The organism is Polaromonas sp. P1_E1_2 (assembly GCF_056406035.1).
Genome location: NZ_JBFUAZ010000677.1, coordinates 1 through 2,192 on the forward strand (window position 1 = coordinate 1; position 2,192 = coordinate 2,192).

The window sequence follows — 2,192 nt, forward strand, 5'->3', positions numbered from 1 at the left end:
GAGGTTGTATTTCTGGGCCGCCTTGGTCACGTAAGCGATACGCGTCGAGAAAATGCCTTTTTCGCCAGTGAGTTTTTCATAGACAAAATCGGAAATGCGGTGTGCAGACAGCCGCAAGTCAGCAGGCCCTACCGTGTAACTCTGGCCTCCCAAATCCTGTCCGCGCACGATATCCCAGAGGCGAAGACGAACATCAAAACGACCATCTGCCAACGGGGAAATGCTGCCGGTCACCATCGAATCAGCGCCTTTTTGCTTCCAGGCAGCCAGATCCGGGCGGGTATTCTCATCCGCGACGATCCCTGCGGTATCGATCGGTCGAAACATGCCACTACGTTCAAGGTCTGCCCGGACGATGGCGCCGATCTTTTGCGGTGCCTGCGCTTCTCCCCGAAACGTGGCGATGGCGATGGGCAGTTGGGTCAGGCCAACTCCGGAAACCTCAACGCGAAATTGCGCCAGAGCCGGCACTGCCGGGAGCGTGGCAGCAACCAGCATTCCAGCAATGGTGCGACGGCGAATAAGGGGTGTGATGCTCATGGTTTTTTTTCAGGTCAATGCAAATGCGTTATTTTGATGGGTGTTTGAGGGGCAATCTGGCCCAGCCCTTTCTCCGCCTGCGTGACAGCAGTTTTCATGCGCTGGAGCACCCTGTTTTTATTGATGGATTCCTGGTCGCGCGTGTTCTCTCGGTGCCAAAGATGAAATACTTCCGTACCCATAAAACCATTTTTGCGCCGAATTCCCATATGGCTGAGCCTCAACACCAGGTCGGCATCTTCATGACCCCACCCCTGAAAAGTTTCGTCAAATCCGTTGACGTTAAAAAAATCCCGCCGCCAGACACCCAGATTGCAGCTGCGAATGCCTTGCCACTGAAAACCTTGTTGTACCCTGAATAAACGCCATGGCCAGGACAGGAGGTGCAATAATTTGTTGCTATCGCCCTGCAGCCGGGCGCGAATCCAGAACGATACAGGACGGCTGGGTAAATCAATAGCGCCATTGACTACACGTTCTGTAAGACGTTGGCTGATCAATACCCGGCTTCCGTTGACAAAACATCCTGGCTCGGCGAGGCGAGCATGCTCCGCCACAAAGCGCGGCCCGGGAACGCAGTCTCCATCAAGAAAAACCAGATAGTCGGCCGTAGCCAGACTGGCTCCGAGGTTGCGAGCCTGCGCTGCGGTAAAGCCCACGTCAGGGTGCCAAACGTGGCGGACGGAGCAGTTGAAGTCCGGACATTGCTTATGGAGCATCTCCACTTCATCCGCGCGAGATCCATCATCGGCAATGATGACTTCATGCGCCGGCCCGCATTGACCTGCGAGTGACTTCAAAACAACCAGCAACGCATTGGTTCGGTTATAGGTCAGCACAATAAAGCTGACCTTCACGGTGTGCTCGTTCACTTGCCGGAATTCCGTTGCAGCAACCAAAGCTTCAGGTAGCGGTAATAGGTACCTTCGGCATTTGAAATGGCAAGCACAAGCCCCATGCGCCCGTCCATGAAACCCAAGCGCAAAAAATAGGTTCGAAAGAATGCCCAAAAACCATGGCCGAGCGCTTTGCTGATCGATGATTTTTTACCCTTGCTGTGCAGCACTTGGGCACCGGCACTGGAATAGCGGTTGGCCTTGTCGAGAACCGACTCAAAGTTTGCGAAACTTTCGTGGAGCAGGGAGGAGTTCAACTGCCCTACCGGGTTCGACGTAAGAATTTTTTCATGGACAAGATCATCCGAAAAACGGGCACTCTCGCGCCGAAACAGTCGCGTCACACGATCGGGATACCAGCCGGAATGCCGCATATATTGCCCGCAATAGCTGGAAAGACGAGGAAAAGAATAGACGTCAAACGCCGGCGCCTGAAGCGCTTTGATGATTTCACGCTGAAGCTCGGGGGTAACTCTTTCGTCCGCATCCAGAGAAAGAACCCATTGGGAACTCGCCAGGGCCAATGCGCGGTTTTTCTGGGCACCAAACCCCGGCCAGTCATGGTCGATGCTGACGCGAGCTCCCATGGACCTGGCAATGGCCACAGTTCCATCACTGCTGCCTGAATCGAGGACCACGACCTCATCGGCGAAAGCTACCGAGCGTAAACAGGCCTCCATGTTATGGGCCTCATTCTTGGTGATGATGGTTACGGACAAGCTTGCCAACGAATGCCTACTCGGAAGATCACAAGGG

At 54.5% G+C, this 2,192-nt stretch carries 2 protein-coding genes and 1 pseudogene; all 3 read right to left on the bottom strand.

Annotation, left to right across the window (positions count from 1 at the left end):
- Positions 1-540, bottom strand: a pseudogene (locus tag AC1D1P_RS21590) (Tol-Pal system beta propeller repeat protein TolB); the annotation flags it as partial.
- 14 nt (positions 541-554) lie between these two features.
- A complete protein-coding gene (locus tag AC1D1P_RS21595) occupies positions 555-1,412 on the bottom strand; it encodes a glycosyltransferase family 2 protein (protein ID WP_477674382.1) in 858 nt (285 codons plus the stop codon).
- Positions 1,409-2,164 carry a glycosyltransferase family 2 protein gene (locus tag AC1D1P_RS21600; RefSeq protein ID WP_477669494.1) on the bottom strand — a complete coding sequence of 252 codons (756 nt, stop codon included), beginning with the start codon at positions 2,162-2,164 and terminating at the stop codon, positions 1,409-1,411. The genes AC1D1P_RS21595 and AC1D1P_RS21600 overlap by 4 nt, the downstream gene beginning before the upstream one ends.
- Between the last annotated feature and the right edge of the window lie 28 nt (positions 2,165-2,192).